At 65.9% G+C, this 20502-nt stretch carries 19 protein-coding genes and 1 pseudogene; 6 read left to right on the top strand and 14 right to left on the bottom strand.

The window, feature by feature from the left end; translation table 11 throughout:
- The first annotated feature begins 98 nt into the window (after positions 1-98).
- The gene (locus ACV22Z_RS32380) at positions 99-1055 is read left to right on the top strand and encodes a LysR family transcriptional regulator (RefSeq protein WP_448080321.1); all 957 of its coding nucleotides are present in this window, start codon (positions 99-101) and stop codon (positions 1053-1055) included.
- 23 nt (positions 1056-1078) lie between these two features.
- On the opposite strand, the gene ACV22Z_RS32375 is transcribed toward ACV22Z_RS32380, so the two are convergent.
- The 8 genes from ACV22Z_RS32375 to ACV22Z_RS32340 all read right to left on the bottom strand — a co-directional run bounded on the left by ACV22Z_RS32375 (position 1079) and on the right by ACV22Z_RS32340 (position 9203).
- The gene (locus tag ACV22Z_RS32375; RefSeq protein WP_448080320.1) at positions 1079-1408 is read right to left on the bottom strand and encodes a type II toxin-antitoxin system RelE/ParE family toxin; all 330 of its coding nucleotides are present in this window, start codon (positions 1406-1408) and stop codon (positions 1079-1081) included.
- Positions 1405-1677: a type II toxin-antitoxin system Phd/YefM family antitoxin gene (locus ACV22Z_RS32370; protein WP_448080319.1), complete on the bottom strand. Its 273-nt coding sequence runs from the start codon at positions 1675-1677 to the stop codon at positions 1405-1407. The genes ACV22Z_RS32375 and ACV22Z_RS32370 overlap by 4 nt, the downstream gene beginning before the upstream one ends.
- Positions 1678-1850: 173 nt before the next feature.
- On the bottom strand, positions 1851-3452 hold the full coding sequence (locus ACV22Z_RS32365) for a GMC oxidoreductase (RefSeq protein WP_448080318.1): 1602 nt from the start codon (positions 3450-3452) through the stop codon (positions 1851-1853).
- Between the two features lie 45 nt (positions 3453-3497).
- Positions 3498-4370, bottom strand: a complete 873-nt coding sequence (locus ACV22Z_RS32360) for a hypothetical protein (protein WP_448080317.1) — start codon at positions 4368-4370, stop codon at positions 3498-3500.
- Between the two features lie 41 nt (positions 4371-4411).
- Complete coding sequence (locus ACV22Z_RS32355) at positions 4412-5659, bottom strand: ferritin-like domain-containing protein (RefSeq protein WP_448080316.1); 1248 nt, start codon at positions 5657-5659, stop codon at positions 4412-4414.
- Positions 5656-7527 carry a GMC family oxidoreductase gene (locus ACV22Z_RS32350; RefSeq protein ID WP_448080315.1) on the bottom strand — a complete coding sequence of 624 codons (1872 nt, stop codon included), beginning with the start codon at positions 7525-7527 and terminating at the stop codon, positions 5656-5658. The genes ACV22Z_RS32355 and ACV22Z_RS32350 overlap by 4 nt, the downstream gene beginning before the upstream one ends.
- Before the next feature lie 102 nt (positions 7528-7629).
- Positions 7630-8124, bottom strand: a complete 495-nt coding sequence (locus ACV22Z_RS32345) for a hypothetical protein (protein WP_448080314.1) — start codon at positions 8122-8124, stop codon at positions 7630-7632.
- A 422-nt stretch (positions 8125-8546) separates the two neighbouring features.
- Positions 8547-9203, bottom strand: coding sequence for a TetR/AcrR family transcriptional regulator (locus ACV22Z_RS32340; protein ID WP_448080313.1), 657 nt, complete (start codon positions 9201-9203; stop codon positions 8547-8549).
- Positions 9204-9324: 121 nt separating this feature from the next.
- Here ACV22Z_RS32340 and ACV22Z_RS32335 point away from each other — a divergent pair, with 121 nt between their 5' ends.
- Both ACV22Z_RS32335 and ACV22Z_RS32330 read left to right on the top strand, forming a co-directional pair.
- The gene (locus ACV22Z_RS32335) at positions 9325-10929 is read left to right on the top strand and encodes a flavin-containing monooxygenase (RefSeq protein WP_448080312.1); all 1605 of its coding nucleotides are present in this window, start codon (positions 9325-9327) and stop codon (positions 10927-10929) included.
- 17 nt (positions 10930-10946) lie between these two features.
- Entirely contained in the window at positions 10947-11960 is a 1014-nt protein-coding gene (locus ACV22Z_RS32330) for an alpha/beta fold hydrolase (protein WP_448080311.1), read from the top strand.
- A gap of 70 nt (positions 11961-12030) precedes the next feature.
- Here the strand turns inward: ACV22Z_RS32330 and ACV22Z_RS32325 are convergent, their stop codons facing one another.
- Together ACV22Z_RS32325 and ACV22Z_RS32320 are read right to left on the bottom strand one after the other, a co-directional pair.
- Entirely contained in the window at positions 12031-12429 is a 399-nt protein-coding gene (locus ACV22Z_RS32325) for a carboxymuconolactone decarboxylase family protein (protein WP_448080310.1), read from the bottom strand.
- 512 nt (positions 12430-12941) lie between these two features.
- Positions 12942-13661, bottom strand: a complete 720-nt coding sequence (locus ACV22Z_RS32320; protein ID WP_448080309.1) for a hypothetical protein — start codon at positions 13659-13661, stop codon at positions 12942-12944.
- On the opposite strand from ACV22Z_RS32320, the gene ACV22Z_RS32315 reads away from it, so the two are divergent.
- The 3 genes from ACV22Z_RS32315 (at position 13618) to ACV22Z_RS32305 (ending at position 17698) form a co-directional block, all read left to right on the top strand.
- A complete protein-coding gene (locus tag ACV22Z_RS32315) occupies positions 13618-14988 on the top strand; it encodes a collagen-like triple helix repeat-containing protein (protein ID WP_448080308.1) in 1371 nt (456 codons plus the stop codon). The two genes, ACV22Z_RS32320 and ACV22Z_RS32315, sit on opposite strands and share 44 nt — an antisense overlap.
- A 103-nt stretch (positions 14989-15091) precedes the next feature.
- A complete protein-coding gene (locus ACV22Z_RS32310) occupies positions 15092-16375 on the top strand; it encodes an isoprenylcysteine carboxylmethyltransferase family protein (protein WP_448080307.1) in 1284 nt (427 codons plus the stop codon).
- 636 nt (positions 16376-17011) lie between these two features.
- Positions 17012-17698, top strand: a complete 687-nt coding sequence (locus ACV22Z_RS32305) for a histone acetyltransferase (protein WP_448080306.1) — start codon at positions 17012-17014, stop codon at positions 17696-17698.
- 80 nt (positions 17699-17778) lie between these two features.
- Here the strand turns inward: ACV22Z_RS32305 and ACV22Z_RS32300 are convergent, their stop codons facing one another.
- The 4 genes and pseudogenes from ACV22Z_RS32300 to ACV22Z_RS32285 form a co-directional block, all read right to left on the bottom strand.
- Positions 17779-18798, bottom strand: a complete 1020-nt coding sequence (locus ACV22Z_RS32300) for an IS30 family transposase (RefSeq protein WP_448080305.1) — start codon at positions 18796-18798, stop codon at positions 17779-17781.
- A gap of 45 nt (positions 18799-18843) precedes the next feature.
- Complete coding sequence (locus tag ACV22Z_RS32295; RefSeq protein ID WP_448080304.1) at positions 18844-19377, bottom strand: hypothetical protein; 534 nt, start codon at positions 19375-19377, stop codon at positions 18844-18846.
- A 102-nt stretch (positions 19378-19479) separates the two neighbouring features.
- Positions 19480-19740, bottom strand: a complete 261-nt coding sequence (locus tag ACV22Z_RS32290) for a hypothetical protein (RefSeq protein WP_448080303.1) — start codon at positions 19738-19740, stop codon at positions 19480-19482.
- Positions 19737-20502, bottom strand: a pseudogene (locus ACV22Z_RS32285) (hemagglutinin repeat-containing protein); the annotation flags it as partial. The pseudogene ACV22Z_RS32285 and the gene ACV22Z_RS32290, both read right to left, overlap by 4 nt.

Genomic DNA, 20502 nt, shown 5'->3' with positions numbered 1-20502 from the left:
GGAATCGGCGACGAACGGCCCCAGCGTAGCGCTCGCCGGCCGTCGCCAGAAGACGGATAATCGCGGAAACATCTTCCTCTCCGACAGGACAATCGACGATGGCGGATCTGCGCGACGTGAACCTGAACCGGCTGGCGATCTTCGTGGCGGTGGTCGAAGCGGGCTCGCTGACGGCCGCGGCCGAGCGGCTCGGCCTCGCGAAGACGGTGGTCAGCACGCACATGCAGCGACTCGAATCCGAAGTCGGCGCGAACCTGCTCGTGCGCACGACGCGGCGGCTCGCCGTGACCGACGCGGGGCGTGCGTTTTACGATGCGTGCCGCGACATCGTGCGGGCGGCCGAGCACGCGCTCGATGCAGTGTCGTCGGAATCAGGGCCGCTGCGCGGCACGCTGCGCGTGAGCGCGCCGATCGACTACGGCGCGCAGGTCGTCGCGCCGGCGATCGTCGCGCTGCGCGACGCGCATCCGGCACTCGACGTCGAGCTGATCGCGAACGACCGGCTCGTCGACCTCGTCGCGGACAACATCGACGTCGCAGTGCGGATCGGCCGGCTCGCGGATTCGAATTACCGTGCGGTACAGCTCGGCGAATACGAGAAATGGCCGGTGGCGAGCCCCGCGTTCGTCGCGCGCTGGGGCATGCCGCGCGACCCGGCCGCGCTCGCGGCGCTGCCGTTCGTGATGCTGTCGTCGCTGCCGCGCCCGCAGACGCTCGAACTCGAGAACACGCGCGGCGGCAAGGTGTCGGTGCGCTGCAGCGCGCACGTCGTGTCGAACACCGCGACCGCGTGCCGCGCGATTGCACTCGCGGGCGGCGGCTTCGGGCTGCTGACCGATTTCTCGATCGCGGACGATGTCGCCGCAGGACGGCTCGTGCGCCTGCTGCCCGCGTGGCGCTCGCCGCCGGCGGGGATCCACGCGGTGTTTCCGTCGACGCGGCTGCCGTCGCCGAAGGTGCGGGCTTTCATCGACGCGATGCGCGAGAGGATCGGCGAGGCGCCGGCGCGGGCGGCGCGGGCGCGCGGGACGGGGGCGAAGCGGGCTGCCGGATAAATCGTGCCGCACGAGTCAGGCGTTCAACCGCTGCGAAGTAGCCTTCTCATGAGAAGGGATTTCAGATCCTTGCGGGTGTCACACACGATGTGAATGTATGCGACGTCGCCGCGAACTTCGTAGATGATACGATTCATTCCGGCGATCACCTGACGAAACTGCGTCAGATTAATGTTGACCAGCTCCTCGGGAATCCAGCCTCGGTTCGGGTAGGACTGGATCACGGCAATGGCGTCCTTGATCTTGCTGTAGGTGGCCTGCCACGTCTCGACTCCGAAGTTTGACTGGATGTAGCGCTTCAGATACTTCAGATCCGCTTCCGCTGACCGCAGGATCACGACACGAAGCGTCATTGCTCGTCATCCTTGTCGAGTTCCTCGAATACATCTTCGACAGGACGGAAGTGTCCTTGCTCGATCTCGCGATTGCCGAGGGCAAGAAGCTTCAGGAGCGCAAGTGTCTCTTCATGCTCCTCAAACGACTTGATGTCCATGACCACGAGCTTGGCCTCACCGTTCTGGGTGATGAGCATCGGCTCACGGCTCTCCGAAATATCTTTGACTATCTCCGCGGCGTGACTCTTCAGGTAGCTGATCGGCTTGACCTGGGTGGAGAACTTCATGACGGCACCTCGTCCTGTCCGATGGAAACAGGACTGATTATAGACCGAATTCAGTCTCAAAATTGACGAGGATTCAGCCCACAGCCACGGCACCCGTCACACGCCACCAAACCGTTGCCCCAGCGGACACCGGCAGGACGGCCCCCACCCGCCCCGCCGGCCATTCCGTTCCCCTACCCGCCCAGCCGCTTCGCCAGCAGCGACGTCATCGCCATCCCCGTATAAGTCGGATTCCACGACCCCGGCGACGGGAACAGCATGCTTCCCGTGCCGTACAGATTGCCGATCCCGTGCACCTTGCCCGATGTATCGGTAACCGAATCGTTCGGCGAATCGCCCATCCACAGCGTACCGGCCTCATGGAACACCATCCGCGAATCGATCGGCGGCATGTCGGCCCGCCACGTGATGTCGAGCGGCTCGTTGTCCGGTGCATGCATGTACTGCACCGGCGCGCCGGCCGACAGCACGCGCACGATGTCCTTCACCGACTGGTTCATCTTGCGCCGCGCGTCCGCATCCTGCGGCCGCTCGTGCAGCGTGATGAGCGTCTGCCCGTTGCGCAGGCTCACGCGGTTCCAGCTCTTCGGGCTGCGCTCGCCGAGCATTTCGCCGAGCGCCTGCACGAGCACGTACACATAGCCCGGCTCGCGGTACATCGCGAGCGATTGCGCGGACGACGCGTCGGGCAGCACCCGATACAGCAGGTCCTCATCCTCGGCCGGACGCGGATTGAACACGACCGAGATGTGGTTGTGGAAGAACCGCTCGTCGTCGACCTGGCTGAGCTGGTAATACGCGCACACCTGCAGCTGGTCCGCGATCGCCGGGAAATGCCCGGCCGGAATCCGGAACGTCAGCGCCGAGCGGTTGTGCACGCACAGGTTCTTGCCGAGCAGCGGATGCTCGGGCAGCGCGGTCAGGCACAGCGCGGCCGCCTCGATCGTGTTGTTCGCGAGCACGATGCGGGCCGCGCCGACGTCGAGAGTCATCGTCCGGTGCTGGTCGGTCGACACGAGTTCGAGCCGCGAGATGCGGCCGCCGTCCGCGTGCATCCGCGCGACCGTCGTGAGCGGCACGACCTTCAGGCGGTCCCGGTACGCCTGCGCCAGCGCAACCAGCGTCTTGACCGGCGCGTACTTCGCGAACTGGCCGGGCGCGACGTCCGCGCCGGTCGCCATCGCGCTGTCGAGATCCGACGGCATCGTCAGCGGCACCGCGCACGCGATGCTTGCATTGCCTTCGAATAGCCGCGCCTTCGCGATCGTGTCGAGCGTCCGGTTGTCGTTGCCCGCGCAGGCGAGGCTGAAGCGCCGGCCGATGCGCTCGCCGGCCGGATACCACTCGGCGTCGAGCGACGCGACGACCGACGCCGGCCAGTGCGGGAACTCGTACGGCCGCGGCTGCGGCACCCATGCGTTCCAGAACAGCGCGCGCCCGCCGACATACGGCTGCTGCGGCGCCAGCGTGAAATTGCCGTCAAGGATCCACGGCGACACGGCGGGCCCGTACACCGCGTTCACGTAGGCGGGCGGCAGGTTCTGCGCGTGGTCGGGGAAGAAGATCGAGCCCTTCTCCAGCACGAGCACGCGCCCGTTGCCCGAGCGCATGATGCGCTCGGCAAACGTCGTGCCGTACGCGCCACCGCCGATCACGACGTAGTCGTACTGCCGCTTCAGGTCGTCCCAGTTACCGAGAAAGTACTGCGCGAGATTCGACAGCACGGGCTGCGATACGCCCGTCCGTTCGACCGACAGAAAGGTTTCGAGGCTCACGATCGCTCTCCTTCACGATGCGCGCGCAATGCGTGCACGATGCGCTCACAGGAACACCGCACGGCTCTGGATCGCCGCCGGCGCCGACATGAAGGTCTGGACCGCATGCGCATGCGCGCCGTCGAGCAGCGCCTTCATCGCCTGCTGCATCGGGTGGCGGCTCAGGCCATAGCGCACGCTCACGCGGTGCGCGTCCTCGGGTTTCAGCCAGAAAGTCTTGAACGGCTGCAGGATGTTCCAGCGGCACGCGATCGCGCGTCCGTCGTGATGGCCGTATTCGGTGATCGACGAGATGTTGCCGGGCACCGGCGTCAGGCCGTTCAGATCGGCGACGCACGTGAAGATGTCCTCGGCCGCCATCTGCGGATCGTTGACGCGGAAGCTCCACGTCTCGACCCATTCCGGCTCGTAGAACGACACGTTCGGCTTGCGCACCGGGTTCAGCGACGGCAGGTTCACGCCGAACGTGGTCTTGAACTTCGGCTCGCCGAACAGCTTCTCGCCCGCCTCGATCGCGACGTCGCTGTCGCACGGCACGTACACGCGGTGATTGCCCATCAGCTTGGTCTGGTCGTCGCCCATCACCCATTGCTCGAAGCTCACCTCCGGCAGCGAGGCCGCCTGCGCGGCCGGAAACGCGACGATGTTGAGCTCCAGCTCCTGCGTGACGCCGATGCAGCTCGCCGGCCACTTTTCGGACGGCTGATCGACGCCGCCCGAGAATTGGCCCGTATAAGCCTGGAAGTTGAACGCGACGGACGCGCGGCCGCCGAACAGCGCCGGACGCAGCAGCGTGTTCTGCAGGAACGGCGTCACCCGGTTCGCGTCGACGAGAAAATGCACGACACAGTTGATCAGCGATGAATAGTAGAACGGCATCGTCAGCGGAGCGGGCACGGAAGGCAGTTGGGTCGACATGAACGTCTCCTTGGAAGGTGACAGGCAGTAATCAGCAGTGTTCAGGAAAGGGCCGCGTCCGACGAGGCCGGCGGTGCGTATTCAAACGTCGGCGCCGCGTGCAGCCGCGTCGCTTGCCCCGGCAGCGGATTGTTCACGAGGCGCAGAAACAGGTCCTTCAGCGTGAACATGCGGCCGATGCCCTGCTGCAGCAGCGCCGGTTCGCCGTTGAACGCGCGCTCGATCGTCCGCAGGAAATCCCAGTACGTGACATTGAACGCCTGCGCATGCGCGAGGATTTCCGGCGCGTCGCGGTAGTCTTCGAGCTTGCTGTTCGGCCGGATCGGGATCGCCGCGCCCCAGTCGACCTCGAGCGGCTTGCCGGTCGGGCCGCTTTCGACCGTGTCGCCCCGCTGGTATTCGCGCCCGGCCAGCAGTTCGTTGAAGCGGAAGAAATGCGCGACCTCCGGAAAGCTCTTGTAGCGCTCGCGGTTGCCGGTCCAGATCGTGTCGCTCACGCCTTCGCCCTGGTCGCGGATGGTCTCGAGCGCGAACTGCGCCGACAGCTGGTCGGTAATCGGGAACGTCGCGCCCGCGCCGTCGTAGTAGAACCCCTCGCCCACCTGCCGCGACGGATCGCCGATGAACGTGCGTGCCGCGCCGTAGCGGTGCACGAACCCGCACAGCTTCGCCTGGATGCGCACGTAGAACTCGCCGATCGTCATGTCCGTCTGCACCGGATGGGCCCGGAACAGCACGTTGCCACGCAGCGTGCGCGGCCGTTCGATCGCGCAGCCCTGCACGACCGCATCTCGCGAGAACCCGAACAGGTTCACCTTGATCCCGTCGATGTCGAACGGCAGCGGCGCCGGATACGCGGGTATGAATGTCGGGGCGCTCGTCTGCGGCGCGCCGCCGAGCGCGTTCATCACGTTCGCGACGAGCGTCATGTGCAGCATCTCCTCGACGACGACCGAGCGCAGCACCTCGACCGCGCGCCAGCCGCTGTTCGGTGCGAGCGTGTAGAGCGCCGTGAGATACGGCGGGATCGTCGCGTGCTCGAGGATCAGCGCCTGCTGCAGGTCTTCCAGCAGGTTCTTCCGGTCGGTGTCGATATCCGTCGAGCCGATTACGTCGGCCAGCTCGCCGAACGTCCGGTCGAGCGTCGGGATGGTTGCGTCGAGGCCGATGTGCGGCAGGTGCTCGAGCAGGCTGGCCGCGTCGATGCCGGATGTGCCGGATGTGTCAAGCGCGCCGGCCTGCGCCGCCTGGTACGCATGCAGCAGGCGGACTTTTTCCGTGAGGTTCATACGGTTGCTCCCGTGTGGATGCGCGGTTCGCGGCCCAGCGCCTGTTCGATCCGGTCGGCGGCGAGGAAGCTGAGCGACGCGCCCGTCAGGGTCGGGTTGGACGTGCCGCTCGTGGTCATGCTGCCGCAGCCCACCACGTAGAGGTTGTCGTGATCCCATGCGCGCAGGTCGGCGTTCACGACCGAGTCGTGCCGGTAGCTGCCCATCCGGTGCCCGCCCATGTAATGTCCGGCGCCCTGGTAGTTGAACGTGTGCCCTTGGTAGTCGAATTTCGGCTGATCGTCGAACGGCTTCGTACGGTCCGCCACGTCGCACAGCGAGAAGATGTGGTCGGACACCTGGCGCGCGAACGCGAAGCCGGCGCGCGTATAGTCGCCGACGTCGTAATGGATCACCGGCCGGTAGTTGCCGAGGATGTCGCGATAGCGATCGTCGATCTCCACCCGGTTGCCGGCTTCCGGCAACTGCTCGACGAGGATCCCGAAGCGCACCTGGCGCGTCACGCGCGCGACGAGTTCGCGTTGCAGCTTGCGCCCCCACAGGTTGCCGTCGACGAAATCCTTCACGTCGGTCCCAGGCGCCCCCGTCGGCCAGCCCCAGCCCTCGTTGCCGATCTCGATGCGGAACGACGCGGTGTGGCTGCGGAACGCGCCCCAGCGCATGCCTTCGATTCCCGACGTCGCGATCGGCCCGCGAAACGGCCAGACCTGCCGCGGCGCGAGCCCCCAGGTCAGCAGCTCCGGGTGGTCCATCAGCCCGACGCCGACGAGCCCGCTGCTGTTCGCCGCATCCGACGCGAGCAGCAGCTTCGCGTTCTCCACGGGCGCCGCGCACAGCACGACGATGTCGCCGCGGGCCTCCAGGGTCCGGTGTCCGGCGTCGCCCGGCTTGTCGTAGCTCAGCACCGTCACGCCGGTGATCCGGCCGGTGTCGCGATCGATCTTCAGCTTGCTCGCGACGCATTGCGTGACGAGCGTCACCCACTCGCCCTGGCTCGCGACGAGCGTCTTCATCGCGTTGTACTTCGCCTGCACCGGACAGATCGGCACGCAGCTCGTGTTGCCCATGCAGCGATGCCCGATCGCGCGCGAGCTGACCGCGCCGACCGGCACGTAGCCGTTGCCGCCGTCATAGGCCGGGTTCGGCACGCCGTTGCGCCCGGCGGGCGTGCCGATCACGTCGAGCGGATGCGCGCCGTCGTCCAGACCGAAGCTGCGCCCCTTGAGCTTCTCGGCGAACAGCTGGTCGACGACGCTCGGCGGCAGCCCGTGCATCGGATACACATAGCCCTCCGGAAAGCGCTGGCCGTGATACGCCTGCTCCTCGACGTTCGCGGATACGCCGAGCTCGCGTTCGGCCAGCTCGTAGTAGCGCGAGAACGTGTCGTACGACAGCGGCCAGTCCTGCGCGACGTTGTACAGGCTGCGCATTTTGAAATCCTCGGGCAGCATCCGGAGCGACGTGCCGAGCCAGTGCAGCGTCGTGCCGCCCGCGTAGCGCGTGTAGGTGCTGCGATACGGCAACGGCCCGCGCTGCACGAAATATGCGTCGTCCTTTTTCTTCTCTTCGCTCCTTGCGCTCTTCGCGCCCTCGCGCACGATGTCGATCTGCGTCTCGTTCGGCTGCGGCGCGTCCGGGTTGTTCGGGTACGGCGCCTGCGGCACCTTCGCGAGCTCCGTGTAATACGTGTCGAGGAACTGCGTGTAGTGCGTGAAGTTCAGCCCTGAACCGGTGCCCGCCTCGAGCAGCAGCACACGGCGTTTGTGCTCGGCCAGCCGGCGCGCGACGATGGCCCCCATGATGCCCGCGCCGACGATGACGACGTCGTAACGCCGCTCAAGCGCGCTCTGCGCTGCTTCGATCTTCATTGCTGGATTCCCCGGTGGAGCCGGGCGCGGCCCGGCGGGACATGCGGGATGGCCTGCAGGACGGGTAAGCGGCCCCGGCAGGACGGACGGCGCGGCGGCCGTTCAGCGCAGCGGCGGCGCCGATGGCGGGCTGGACCACGCGGCCCAGCCCTGCTGTTTCGCGCCAGGCGGGTGGGCGCCGACGAGCGGCCACACGAGCGCCTCCTGGTACGCGCGCGCGGAGATCACGCGATCCGCGTCGGACTGGCCGGCGGGCAGGTGCGCCTTGCACCAGTCAGGGTCAAGGTGGTTCCACGTGCCCGTGTACCAGGCGTTCAGCAGGTTGCGCGTCAGCGGCCCGTAAGTGCCATGCAGCAGCAGCTCGCGCATCGCTTGTTCCTTGTCCGGCCCGTCTGCCGGTACGGCGGTCAGATTCGTCATCCATTCGTCGAAGATCTCGCCGCCGACCTTCGCGACGAAGAAATCGCACAGGGTTTCGCCGATGCCCGTGCCGCGCAGCGTGAACAGCGTGAATTCGAGAATTTTCGAGCTGTTTTTCATGAAAACCGAATGGCGCTGGATATCGCCATTGCCACGACCGGCATTTTCGTTATTCATTTTTCAATTCGCCCAGAATTTGAATAAACCAGCAGTTCACCCATGAATATCGAACCGTCGCCGGCCGGCAGGCGCAAAACGTCCGCCGGCCGCGTGAACGCAGGCGCGCCGACGCGCGCCCCGTCCTCCTGGCCAAGCCGTGCAACGCTCGATGTCAGGTCATGATGTGGCGCACCAGCGCGCGCCAGACAAAAAAGAGAATTGGCCCCCGATTTTTCGTCGAATCTTGCGGCGTGTTAATCATTCGATTAAGCCGCCTCGTCGTGAGGACAATATATTCGACGAATTCAGAAAAAGCCAAGGACGCTAGCCGATTGATTTTTTAATTAGAATCCGGCGTGCCGTTGAGAAACGCTATGGGCGCGAACGCAGTCTTTTTGCTGTCATTTTTGCGTCGCGGCGGGCGCCGCTTGTCCCGCCCGCTACCCCGCCGACCGCAGCGTCCCGAGCAGCACCTTCCTGCAGCTCGCGATCATCAGCGCTTCCGGATCGCGATAGCCGGTCAGCAGCCACGCGGCGCCGACGTTCGTCATCGCGCCGACGAGCGCGAGCCCGATCAGCCGCTGCTCGGCCCGCTCCGCCGCCGTGGCCGCTTCGCCCGACGCGCCGATCGCCATGATCAGCTTGCCGAAGTCGATCAGCACGCGCTGATACGTCGCGTCGGTCTCGGCACTCACGCCCATCACCTCAAGCATCAGCACGCGCGCCGCGCACGGGTCGCGCAGGAACGCAAAGAACGCGGCCAGCCCCGCGTCGACGCGCGCCTCCAGATCGCCGCCGCGCGCGGCCACCGCCTGCGCGACCGCGTCGTGCAGCTGTTCCGCATGATGCAGGTAGGTGCAGCGCAGCAAATCGTCGGTGCTGTCGAACGCCGCATAGAAATAACGGTCGTTGAGCTTCGCTTCCTGACAGATCGACCGCACGGTCGCCTTCCGGAAGCCGACCGTGCCGAACACGCGCGTCGCCGCGCGGATCAACGCGTCGCGGCGCTCCGCCGCACGTACCTCGGGCGCCACGCCGCCGTACGCGCGGCCCCGTTTATCCGTTTCGAGTGCTTTCTCCATTGCGCTATTTGACATCAGGACACCCGAAAACTAAAGTGGTGACGACCAACACCACAATAGACGCGCCGCCGCCGCAGCGCAAGCGGCGCGCGCACACGGGCGCCGCGCTCCCGACCACGCCGACCAAGGATCTCGCATGACTTCGACGACGACCGACCGGCGCGCTGCGCCACCCGTCAACGACGGCCACGCCGCCGCGACCGGCACGCGCCGCGACGATCACCGACAGGCCGACCTCGACGTGCTGATCGTCGGCGCCGGCCTGTCCGGCATCGGCGCGGCCTATCACCTGAAGCAGCGCTGCCCGTTCGCGAGCGTCGCGATCCTCGAGGCCCGCGACGCGATCGGTGGCACCTGGGACCTGTTTCGCTATCCGGGCATCCGTTCGGATTCCGACATGTTCACGCTCGGCTACAGCTTCCGCCCGTGGCACAGCGACAAGGCGATCTCCGACGGCCAGACGATCCTCGACTACATCCGCGACACCGCGCGCACCTACGGCATCGACAAGACGATCCGCTACGGCCACAAGGTCGTCGGCGCAGACTGGGATTCGGCACGCGCGCGCTGGGCGGTGCGCGTCGAACGCACGCGCGGCGACACCGTCGAGCCGCTCGTGCTGACCTGCCGCTTCCTCTACATGTGCAGCGGCTACTACGACTACGACGCGGGCTATCTGCCCGACTGGCCCGGCTTGGACACGTTCGCGGGCAGCCTCGTGCATCCGCAGCACTGGCCGAAGGACCTGTCGTACGCGAACCGGCGCGTGGTCGTGATCGGCAGCGGCGCGACCGCGGTGACGCTCGTGCCGTCGATGGCAGGCGTTGCGAAGCACGTGACGATGCTGCAGCGTTCGCCGACCTACATCGTGTCGCTGCCCGCGCGCGACAGAATCGCGAACGCGCTGCGCCGCGTGCTGCCGTCGCGGCTCGCGCACCGGCTAGTGCGCGTGAAGAACGTACTGCTGACGATGTACTTCTACAACCTCGCGCGCCGCAAGCCCGACCAAACGAAGAAGTTCATCATCCGCGCGGCGGGCAAGCAGGTCGGCGCCGGCTTCGACGTCACGAAGCACCTGACGCCGCGCTACAAGCCGTGGGACCAGCGCGTGTGCCTCGTGCCGAATGGCGACCTGTTCAAGGCGATCCGCGCGGGCCGCGCGTCGATCGTCACCGACGAGATCGAGCGCTTCACGCCGACCGGCCTGCAGCTGAAGAGCGGCCAGCGGCTGGACGCGGACGTGATCGTCACCGCGACCGGCCTGAAGGTGAAGATGCTCGGCGGTGCGAAGCTCACGGTCGACGGCCGCGCGGTCGACCTGTCGGAGACTGTGTCGTACAAGGGGATGATGTACAGCGGCGTGCCGAACCTCGCGTCGTCGTTCGGCTACACGAACGCGTCGTGGACGCTGAAGGCCGAGCTGATCGCGCGCTACGTGTGCCGGCTGCTCAACCACATGCGCGCAAACGGCTACGATACCTGTATGCCGCGCCTCGCGCCCGGCGACCTCGGCGACGTGCCGGCGGTGAACCTCAGCTCGGGCTACATCCAGCGTGCAGCCGGGATCCTGCCGAAACAGGGGCAGAAGAAGCCGTGGAAATTCCACCAGAACTACGTGCTGGACCTCGCGTCGCTGAAGTTCAGCCCGCTCGCCGATTCGGCGATGCATTTCGAACGGCGCGCGAAGGCCGACGCGGCTGCTGCGCCGCATTCGCAACCTGCGCTTGAAACCCGCGCCTGAAACCCGATGAGGACGACATGAGCCATGCTTTCCATCTGATCCAGCACGTGCTGATCGGCGTCGCCGCGGTGCTCGCGGCGCTCGCGCTGTTCACCGGGTACGTCGCGCGGCGCGTGACGCGCGCGTTCCCGCCCGAAGGCCGCTTCGTCGATGTCGGCGGCGACCGCATCCATTACGTCGAGTACGGCAACGGCCCGCCGATCGTGTTCGTGCACGGGCTCGCGGGGCAATGGCGCAATTTCGCGTACCTGCCGCTGCAGCAGCTCGGGGAACGGCATCGCGTGATCCTGATCGACCGGCCGGGCGCCGGCCGCTCGGTGCGCGGCGCGCGCTCGCAAGCGAACATCTACGCGCAGGCGCGCACGGTCGCCGGCTTCATCGACGCGCTGCAACTCGACAAGCCGGTGCTCGTCGGCCATTCGCTCGGCGGCGCGATCGCGCTCGCGGTCGGTCTCAATCATCCGGAGCGCGTGAGCCGCCTCGCGCTGATCGCGCCGCTCACGCATCCGGAAGCCGCGCCGCCGGGGCCGTTCCGCGCGCTGCTGATCCCGTCGAAGCTCGTGCGCCACTTCGTATCGTGGACCTTCGCGATTCCGATGACGATCCTGACCGGCCGCAAGGCGGTCAGCGCGGTGTTCGCGCCGGAAGCTGTGCCGCACGATTTCCCGACCAAGGGCGGCGGACTGCTCGGGCTGCGGCCGCGCAGTTTCTACGCGACGTCGTCGGACCTGATCGCGGTGCCCGACGATCTGCCCGCGATGGAACGCCGCTACGCGTCGCTCGCGCTGCCGGTCGACGTGCTGTACGGGCGCAGCGACCGCATCCTGAACTGGCGCAATCACGGCGAGGCGCTTGCACAGAAGTCGCCGCGCGTGCGGCTGCGGGTGGTCGACGGCGGCCACATGCTGCCGGTGACGATTCCGGGCGCCACGACCGAGTGGCTGGCCGAGGTCGCGGCGGCGCCGGTCGAGGCTGGAGCGCCGGACGCGCAGGTCGAGCCGGGCGCACCTGTCGTTCACGCCGGGCGCTGACGCCGCGCCGCGCGGCGAAAGCCGCGATCGGGTGGCGGCGCCCGCAGCGTGAAACGGCGCCGAGGCCGGCTCAGGCCTCGTCGTCGGGCAGGCTCAGGCCGAGTTCGGCGATCACCTCGCGCGCGCTGCGGAACGCCTCGACCGCAGCCGGCGCCCCCGCATACAGCGCGCTGTGCAGCAGCACCTCGCGAATCTCGACGAGACTCGCGCCGTTGTTGAGCGCGCCGCGCACGTGCCCCTTCAGCTCGGTGCTGCGGCCGAGCGCCGCCAGCATCGCGCACGTGCAGAGGCTGCGCGTCTTCAGATCGATCCCGCCGCGCTGCCACGTGCTGCCCCATGCGTGTTCGTTCAGCCAGTTCTGCAACGGCCGCGAAAAGCCGTCGAGATCGCGCATCGCGCGCTCGACGAACGCCTCGCCCATCACGTCGATGCGACGCGCCTTGCCCTTCTCCCTGTCCTGTTCGCTCATGTCGGTGTCCTGTATCGATTTGGGGGTGTCGGTTTGGTGACCGGTTTGGTGACCGGTTCGGTGCGGGTCCGTTCGCCGCTCCGGTCGCCGCTCCGGTCGCCGCTCCGGTTGACGGTTCGGTTGACGATATATGCGGATCCGCCCGCAGGCGGGCGCATTGGCGTCATGTTCGCGGTGTCCGGCGAAGTCGTCAAAGACGCCGGCCTCGGTCAGGCACCGCACGGGAACGCGCTGCCGCCGGATCGCCGGACGCCCGCGCGTCGCATAAACCGGCAAACGCCCTGGCAGACGCCGACGCTACGTAACGTTCCGCCGCGCGTTACGCCTCTTACGGGAACATTGCGTCGCTTAGGGTGAACCCGATCCGTAAAAAACGCCTTTACTCTGAACAAAAGACATCGAACTTCGCGCTTCCCGCATGGAATACCACAACGATCGTTGGCAATCTTCCATGGCGCGGAAATTGCAGTGCTGGCTGGGACAAATCCAATCGTCGAGGCCCACATGCAAAGTTACTTCACAAAAACAACGCTCACGCTCGCCATTTCGTCGCTGCTCGCGCTGTATGGCTGCGGCTCGGTCGACGGTCCGACCGTGCCCTCCATCAAGCCGAGCGAGTCGGGGACGTCGGGCGCATTGGGTACATCGGGGTCTTCCGGGACGTCCGGTAGTTCGGGCACGTCCGGTACTTCGGGCGCGTCCGGTACTTCGGGCACGTCCGGTACTTCGGGTACGTCCGGTAGCTCGGGCACGTCCGGTAGTTCGGGTACGTCCGGTACTACGGGTACGTCCGGTACTTCAGGCACGTCCGGTACTTCGGGTACGTCGTCGGGTACGTCCTCGGGTACCTCGTCGGGTACCTCGTCGGGTACGTCTTCGGGTACCTCGTCGGGTACCTCGTCGGGTACGTCTTCGGGTACGTCTTCGGGTACATCGTCGGGTACATCGTCGGGTACGTCCTCCGGTACGTCCTCGGGTACGTCCTCCGGTACGTCCTCCGGTACGTCCTCCGGTACGTCCTCGGGTACATCGTCCGGTACGTCTTCCGGTACGTCTTCCGGCACGTCCTCCGGCACGTCCTCCGGCACGTCCGGCGCGACCCCGCTCGGCAGTGTCCTCCAGCAGACCGGCAACCTCGTCACGGCGCTCGGCACGACCGTCGCGAACGGCGGCACGCAAGTAGGCGGCGTGTCCAGCAACCCGGCGGCGACGAGTGTCGGCAATGCGGTCACGAGCCTCGGCAACGGCGTGCAGTCGCTCGGCAACGGTGTCGCGGCCGGCCTCGGCTCGATCGGCGTGTCGCCGAATCCGCTCGGCCCGACGCTGACCTCGACGACCGGCCTGCTGAGCGGCGCGGGCGGCGCCGTCAGCAACCTCGGCAACGCGGTCACGAGCGTCGGCAGCCGCCCGCTGGCGCCGCTCGCCCCGGTCACGACGACGGTCGGCGGTCTCGTCAACACGGTCGGGAACGTCATCAACACCGCGGCGTCGGGCCTGAACACGACGTTGAGCAGCACCCCGATCCAGAACCTCGGCACGCAGGTCGGCACGCTGATCAACCCGATCACGAACACGCTGACGGGCGGCGTCCAGACCCCGGGCACCTCGCAGAACGTCGGCACCACGACCAGCCTCGGCACCCCGGTCGGCAACCTGCTGACCACGATCGGCAACGGGCTGGGCACGGCCGGCTCGACAGTCGGCAACTCGACGGGCAATCCGGCCGGCACCGCTGCCGGCAACGTCGTCACGCAGCTCGGCAACACGGTGACAAGCGTCGGCGGCCTGCTCGGCGGCAATACGGGCAGTTCCAGCAGCGGCTCGGGCGGCACCAGCGGCACGAGCGGCAGCAACCCGCTCGCACCGGTGACCAACCTGCTCGGCACGCTCGGCTCAGTCGGCAGCACCAGCGGTACGAGCGGCACCAGCGGCACCAGCCCGCTCGCCCCCGTCACCAACCTGCTTGGCACGCTCGGTTCAATCGGCAGCACCAACGGTACGAGCGGCACCGGCGGCACCAGCCCGCTCGCACCCGTCACCAACCTGCTTGGCACGCTCGGCTCAGTCGGCAGCACCAGCGGTACGAGCGGCACCGGCAGCAGCAGCCCGCTCGCGCCGGTCACGAACCTGGTCAACTCGCTCGGCTCGATCGGCGGAACGACCGGTGCCAGCGGTACGAGCGGCACCAGCGCCGCCGGCGGCCCGCTCGCCCCCGTCACGAACCTCGTCAACGCGCTGACGCCGCTCGGCGCGAGCCTCACCGGCACGGTCACGACGCCGGGCGGCAGCAACGTGACGGGCAACCTGACCGGCGCGCTGACGAACGGCCCGGTCGGCACGCTCGCCGGTTCGCTGACGTCGCCCGCCGGCACCACCGGCGCAGGCGTTGCCGCGAGCCCGAGCGGCGCGACCGGCACGGTGACGACGCCGTCCGGCAGTGGCACCGTCACGGGCGGCCTGACCGGCAGTTCGAACGGCGGCACGGCCGGCGCGACGAACCTGCTCGCGCCGGTGACGAACCTGGTCGGCGGCCTGCTCGGCGGCACCGTCAAGAAGTAATCGACCCGCAGGGCCACGTGGCCGGGCACACAACAAACCAACGCCCGGTCGCCAGCCGGCGCCGCCCGCGCGGCGGCGCCGGCCTCATCCATACGAGGATCGCATGAACTCTACGCTCGAAGGCGTCGCCATCTCCCAGGATCGGCCGCCCCGTTCCGCCACACCGTTCCGGGCCGGCCTGCTCGGGATCACCGCCGGCCTCTTCGCGCTGTGGATCACGCGCGACCAGCCGGCCCTCGACGGCGCCATGCGCGCGGTCATCGCAAGCCTCTCCATCATCGGCACGATCGCGCTGCACGAAATCTTCATCTCGCGCGTCTACCTGCGCCCGAGCGCCGGGTTGTCGCGGCAGGCCGTACGGCCGCTGTCCGTCGCGCGCGTCGCGGTGCGGCTCGGCGCGCTCGCGTCGATCTACGCGGGCATCGGGATGCTGTACTGGCTGCTGCCCGAGTATCACGGCACGTTCTACCTGCCGTTCTGGTCGCTGCTGCGCTCGCTCGCGCCGTACGTGATCGGCGCCGCCCCCGTCTACTTCGCGTGGATGGACCGTCACCAGCGCGAGACCGACGACGCGTACCTGCTGTGGGGACGCTTCCTGTTCCGCGGCGAGATGCCGGCGAGCTGGCAGCCCGTGCGCGAGTTGCTCGCCGGGTGGATGGTGAAGGCGTTCTTCCTGCCGCTGATGACCGTATACCTGTCGAAGGACGCCGACCACCTGAGCGCGTCGCTCGCGAACGCGATGCATGCGCCGATGTCGCTCGCGCTGTTCGTGTTCATGTACGACCTGTCGTTCACGATGGACCTGATGTTCGGCACCGTCGGCTATCTGTGCACGTTCCGCATCCTCGACAGCCACGTGCGCACCGCCGAGCCGACGACGCTCGGCTGGGTTGCCGCGCTGATCTGCTACCAGCCGTTCTGGTCGCTGATCTCGACCAACTACATCCACTACGAAGGCTCGATGTTCTGGGACAACTGGCTGCTGTCGGCACCGGCGATCCGCGTGGTCTGGGGCGCGACGATCATCGCGCTGCTGCTGTGCTATGCGCTGTCGACGATCGCGTTCGGCCTGCGCTTCTCGAACCTGACCAACCGCGGCATCATCACGTCGGGCCCGTACCGCTTCACGAAGCATCCGGCCTACATCACGAAGAACCTGTCGTACTGGATGGTCTCGGTGCCGTTCGTCGAGCCGCTCGGCTGGCAGGTTGCACTCGCACACAGCGCGGCGCTCGCCACGGTCAACCTGATCTACTACCTGCGCGCGAAGACCGAGGAACGCCACCTGATGCGCGATCCCGACTATCGCGCTTACGCGGCATGGATCGCCGAGCACGGGCTGTTCGCGCGGATCCGGCGCGTGTTCGGGCAGCAGCAGGCGGCCTGACGCCGCGCGGGCGCGCCGAGGTCTCTTGGGTCTCTTGGGTCTCTTGGGTCACCGGGGCCACCCGGGCCACCATGAAGCGGCGGCGCGAGCCCGACCGGTCGCCGCCGGTGCGGCGTCCGGGTGACGTGCCCTTTGCCGGCATTCGCCCGCACCCTTCCATCTCGAAAATCGGCCAGCTTGCGGCCAATTGTCGCGAAACGACGCGAATCCCCGCTTTTCGCCGCCTTTCCCCGCCAACCCGATTGCACGACCGAGCAGGCTCGCGTATGGTTCGAGCCGTCCGCATCTGCGACGCGCCGGCCGAAACACCGAGACCGAGACACGCGCCGCCATGGACACCCGACCGTCGTCCCGCACGACGGCCGCGCGGGCGCCGCCCGCCGTTCACCGTCTCCGCGACGCCGCCCGCCGGCGCCGCGCGTTCATGAGGAAAGAGGCGTGATGCTCAAAGTCCTGATCCTGATTGCGCTTTGCGTCGCGGGCCTCGCCGCGATCGCCGCCGGCTTCCAGCACATCCCCAGCTGATGCGCGGCCCCGGCTCGCTTGCCGAGCCTGGGGGCCGCGCCACCCCGCACCACCCGATTCCCATCGCCATGACCCAACCATTCGACACGCTCGACACGATCCCCTTTTGCCATGCGCATCGACGTACAGCATTGCCAGCACACCATCGACGATGAACTGGATACCCTCCACGCGCGTCTCCATCGCCCCGGCGACCGGCTGCACGGGCTGCCCGCCGTGCCGCTCGGCACGACGGGCCTGATCGTCCGCCACCGCGAGGCGGACGGCGAATACTTCCTCTACGTCGAGGATCCCGCGACCCGGCAGCTTGCGGGCAGCACGGTGTTCAACCGGCTGCCGGAAATTCCCCGCCGCGCGGACCGCTACCTGCGCGCGCCGCATTCCCGCTTCCGTTCTTCCCATCAGCGCCGCGGCCTCGCGACCGCGCTGTACCGCTGGAGCCTCGACGCAGGGCTGTGCCTGATCAGCGGCGCGCGGCAGTCGGTCGGCGCCGCGCACCTGTGGACCGCGCTCGCGCGGGACTACCGTCACGGGTTCGCCGATGTCGAAGGGCGGACGCTGCGCTATCTCGGCGAGCAGGTGCCGGACGACGTGCACGGCGCGCTGCATACGCGCCGCCTGCTGCTCGGCCGCGGCTGGACGATGGCGGACTTCGCGCACGCGACCGGGATGACAGACGGGCCGGCCGCAGCGGACGAGTTCTCGAACCGCCCGGATCGCGCACCGGCACGCTGGCCGTCATGGCCGGGCACGCCGCTCGGCCCTTGTCAGGCCGACACGCGCCGGCCCGGGGCCTAAGGTCCGTTTACCGTTTACATTTGGAACGCGCATCCAAATGCCCGAAATCGCTCGAAGGGCAGGAAGGGCGGTCTCAAGAGTCAAGTGCAACGTTTAGCAAATCCAGCGATTTCCAATTCCTTGGCTATGGCTTCCTCGGGCGTATCCCAGCCAAGCGTCTGACGAGGCCGGCCGTTGAGCAATTTGGCAATGTCGTTGAGCTGGGTCTGTGTGACTGCCGATAGGTCGATGCCTTTTGGCAGAAACTGGCGCAGCAAACCGTTTGTGTTCTCGTTGCTGCCGCGCTGCCAAGGCGCGTGCGGATCGGCAAACCAGATATCGAGATTCAATCGCCTGGAGAGCTCGACATGGCAGGTCATTTCCGTTCCGCGATCGTAGGTCAGGCTCTCGCGCAGAAAGGCCGGCAGCTTCTTCATCTGGCGCGTGAAGCCCTCCAGGGCGTCCTGGGCCGTGCAGCCGTCCATGCGGCACAGCACCACGAAACGCGTCTTGCGCTCGACCAGCGTGCCCACGGCGGAACGATTGAACGCACCCTTGATGAGGTCGCCTTCCCAATGCCCCGGCAACTGCCGCAGCTCAATCTCTTCGGGCCGGTGAATGATGCGCAGAGCCTCGGGCACGAATCCGCCGCCAGCAAGCGTGGTGCGCCGGCGTCCACGCACGGGCTTTTCCTGGCGCAATGCTTCGATCATCGCCTGCTTGAGCCCGCCTCGCGGATGAGCGTATATCGCGGCGTAAATCGTTTCGTGGCTGACGCGCTGGTCGGGATCGTCGGGATACATACGGCGAAGTCTGGCAGCAATCTGCTGCGGCGACCAGCGCCAGTAGACCAACCGGTCATGCACATGCCGATACAGCGCGTTGCCGGCAAGCAGCTTGCGCCGCCGTCCGTAACCTTGACGACGAACACGGTACGCCGACGCCGCACGCGTCGCATCGTAGTGCGGCGCCGCTGTATCGACGTTGCGCGTCAGTTCACGCGAAACTGTCGAGGCACTTCGCCCAAGCAGTCGTGCGATCGCTCTTGTGCCGCTGCCTTTCCGATGTTCGATCATTATGATCGCGCGTTCCTCCGCGCTCAGATGCTTGTACTTCGTCATCGCAACACCTTACTTGATTCAAGGTGTTGCACTTGAAGCTAGAGACTAAGGATTCAACCCTATGAAAATGCCAAACATACACCCGCCGATCGGAACCGCAGCTCCATTAAGGAAATTGTTGGTTTCAAGCGTGGGTTCATCGCCTGGAGAAAACAGATACCCAAACATAATATTTCCAGAAGGCGAAAATGGATTTGCTTTCCCTCCACCGACGTAAATCTGACCATCATGCAAATTCACAGATGTTCCGTAGGCCATACTCATACCCGATCCATTCGCGGATGAATAATCCGGCGCCCGTAAACCAGGGCCTGCCGGTTTACCCGTGTTGCTCGACAAAGCGGCCTGTTCCGGCGTTGGCAAGCCATTCTTATTTCTCAACATGAACGGCTTATTGTAGTACTGGTCCTTGGCAAACAGTCCACCGCCGTTCTGATTGATATAAGCCACCGCTGTCGAATCACCGCCCGGTCCCTTGCTGGCTGCTGCATCGACCAAACGAAATCCATTCACTAGCAACATGTTCTGCGCTTGATCGATTGTGATGTCTTGCCCGGTTTCCTGCTTATAGAACGCCACAAAATCCTTCGCCTTACTCTTCCCCCACTGCCTTTCATCAGGATGAAGTTACCGGTTGAACCGGTCAATAATCCCGACAATGGCCCAGTTTTCCACTCTGCACTACAACATCGCAAGAAGGTATGAGCGCCCCAAAGTCAAAATGGCAGCTAGACCGATGCTCACCAGTGCACCGATCATGCCAAATGCGGGCGGCTCGTTATAAGCGAACCATGCAAAAAGCAGCGGCGCCATCGTCATCGTTGATTTCAACCAATAGAAAAACTTCGCCCTAAACGAATCTCCCACACTTCTTCCAAATAGAAGAAATGTAATCGTCAGCACCGAAAGAGCAATTACGATCGCACCAATTTCCACCCTCATTTTTTCAGCTCCTTGATCTGATTCCAAGTATTTCCTACTCCCCACCAACGATTGGCGGATGGATCAAACATAGGGTCAACCGATTCAGCTAGTCCGGTCGCATTGCCCAACGGAACGCCTATTTGCTTTCCGGTAAAAATCGTTCCTGTTTTTGTAACGAAGAGAACGCTTGATTGCATTAGCGAACTGGTGCCGCCCGTCCATGTGCTCAAGGCTTGGCCGTAGATTCCCCCCAGAGCTCCACCATAAAGTCCACCGATCGTTTCAGCCGTAGTCAAGGGTTTTCCAGATAAATAGCTCAACCCAAGCGTTGTCGCCATCCCAGAAGCAGCTGCTTTGCAGGCAACCGGCCCCGCCACCAAGCAGGTGACGACTGTGGTGGCAAGCTTTCCAATTCGCTCATACGCCAAGTTTTTCTGTCGCAATTCCGCATCACTCAGCCCAGTCTCAATTTGCTGCCGCCCAAGGTCATACGCGCCCTGATTCGGCTTAATGTACTCGCTGTTGTAATCATGATTCGCATACTGCGGATCGTTCTTGTAACCGTCGCAGTTCAAATTCTGGCAGCCCACGATGCTCCGAATCTCGTAGTCATGCTTGCCGCCTGATGCCTCCGCCGTCTGTTTGTCCGAGTTACGCAGTATCTCGGCAACAATGCGACCCTCCGCCTGCGCCAAGCTGATTCCCAACTTCTCCGCTGCGATCTTCGCGTCCTTCTTGGCCCGCGCGTATTCATCAGGGTGGAGTTGCCGATTGAACCGA

The sequence above is a fragment of the Burkholderia sp. PU8-34 genome, assembly GCF_053427725.1.
The sequence above is the reverse complement of the archived record's forward strand: the minus strand, read 5'-3'. Positions and strand labels throughout refer to the sequence as shown.

Excerpts from the sequence above, each read along its gene's own strand:
- ACV22Z_RS32300 (WP_448080305.1), bottom strand. The coding sequence starts at position 18,798 with ATGACGAAGTACAAGCATCTGAGCGCGGAGGAACGCGCGATCATAATG.
- ACV22Z_RS32290 (WP_448080303.1), bottom strand. The coding sequence starts at position 19,740 with ATGAGGGTGGAAATTGGTGCGATCGTAATTGCTCTTTCGGTGCTGACG.
- ACV22Z_RS32370 (WP_448080319.1), bottom strand. The coding sequence starts at position 1,677 with ATGAAGTTCTCCACCCAGGTCAAGCCGATCAGCTACCTGAAGAGTCAC.
- ACV22Z_RS32335 (WP_448080312.1), top strand. The coding sequence starts at position 9,325 with ATGACTTCGACGACGACCGACCGGCGCGCTGCGCCACCCGTCAACGAC.
- ACV22Z_RS32350 (WP_448080315.1), bottom strand. The coding sequence starts at position 7,527 with ATGAAGATCGAAGCAGCGCAGAGCGCGCTTGAGCGGCGTTACGACGTC.
- ACV22Z_RS32360 (WP_448080317.1), bottom strand. The coding sequence starts at position 4,370 with ATGTCGACCCAACTGCCTTCCGTGCCCGCTCCGCTGACGATGCCGTTC.
- ACV22Z_RS32325 (WP_448080310.1), bottom strand. The coding sequence starts at position 12,429 with ATGAGCGAACAGGACAGGGAGAAGGGCAAGGCGCGTCGCATCGACGTG.
- ACV22Z_RS32355 (WP_448080316.1), bottom strand. The coding sequence starts at position 5,659 with ATGAACCTCACGGAAAAAGTCCGCCTGCTGCATGCGTACCAGGCGGCG.
- ACV22Z_RS32345 (WP_448080314.1), bottom strand. The coding sequence starts at position 8,124 with ATGAATAACGAAAATGCCGGTCGTGGCAATGGCGATATCCAGCGCCAT.
- ACV22Z_RS32375 (WP_448080320.1), bottom strand. The coding sequence starts at position 1,408 with ATGACGCTTCGTGTCGTGATCCTGCGGTCAGCGGAAGCGGATCTGAAG.
- ACV22Z_RS32310 (WP_448080307.1), top strand. The coding sequence starts at position 15,092 with ATGAACTCTACGCTCGAAGGCGTCGCCATCTCCCAGGATCGGCCGCCC.
- ACV22Z_RS32330 (WP_448080311.1), top strand. The coding sequence starts at position 10,947 with ATGAGCCATGCTTTCCATCTGATCCAGCACGTGCTGATCGGCGTCGCC.
- ACV22Z_RS32340 (WP_448080313.1), bottom strand. The coding sequence starts at position 9,203 with ATGTCAAATAGCGCAATGGAGAAAGCACTCGAAACGGATAAACGGGGC.
- ACV22Z_RS32380 (WP_448080321.1), top strand. The coding sequence starts at position 99 with ATGGCGGATCTGCGCGACGTGAACCTGAACCGGCTGGCGATCTTCGTG.
- ACV22Z_RS32305 (WP_448080306.1), top strand. The coding sequence starts at position 17,012 with ATGCGCATCGACGTACAGCATTGCCAGCACACCATCGACGATGAACTG.